Annotated in this window: 1 protein-coding gene; it reads right to left on the bottom strand. The window is 56.8% G+C overall.

Features of this window, described 5'->3' with window-relative positions:
- Positions 1–449, bottom strand: a 449-nt coding sequence (locus tag ACF8Q6_RS23445) for a transposase (RefSeq protein WP_392490609.1), incomplete at its 3' end; no start/stop codon positions are given.
- Positions 450–651 lie beyond the last annotated feature (202 nt).

Genomic DNA, 651 nt, shown 5'->3' with positions numbered 1-651 from the left:
CCCCAGCTCTGGGTCAGGCTTGTCCGCGCCGAGACCAGCGCCGCTCTGCGCCGGAGCAGGCTCTGGAGCTTGCCGTAGACAGCTGGAGGGGGCGACCAAGGACGAAGAGCACTGCCCTCGCGATCCAGGAATCGAGCCAGCAGGCAGGCATCGGACGCATCGGTTTTAACGCGTCCGCCAATGCCCTTGCGGTAGTTGCTGAGTTGGAACCCATCGACGACATAGACGGCGAAGCCCTTTTCGTATGCCATCTCAACCAGGTCCAGATGGTAAACATTGGTAGCTTCAACGCAGATAGCGGTATTGGCCGGCTGAAGTGCCAGCCACTTTTGGATTTCAGGCTTGGTGTTTCTAACGGCCTGCTGTTGGGCGGAGTCTTCGTAGTAACAGACCAGCTCAGCCTTGGCGACATCGATGCCGATGATGAAATTGTCTACTCGCATTGCCATCGCCTGAACTCCCACGGTATGGTTTTTGAACTCGGAGGGGTTTCACCAAGAGGCGCTGGCTTGTTTCTATCGTCGCTTGCAAACGATGCATTCTTTATCGGCGCTTTGGTGAAGGGGTGGGGCGATGTCTCCCACGGTCTGTACTGCGGCTAACAGTCAGAATCGGTTTGTTCGTCCCACCACCCCTTCGAGTATCACCATA

The organism is Pseudomonas sp. GLN_2, from assembly GCF_043106005.1.
GTDB lineage: Bacteria > Pseudomonadota > Gammaproteobacteria > Pseudomonadales > Pseudomonadaceae > Aquipseudomonas > Aquipseudomonas alloputida.
This window is presented reverse-complemented; position numbering and strand designations above follow the sequence as displayed.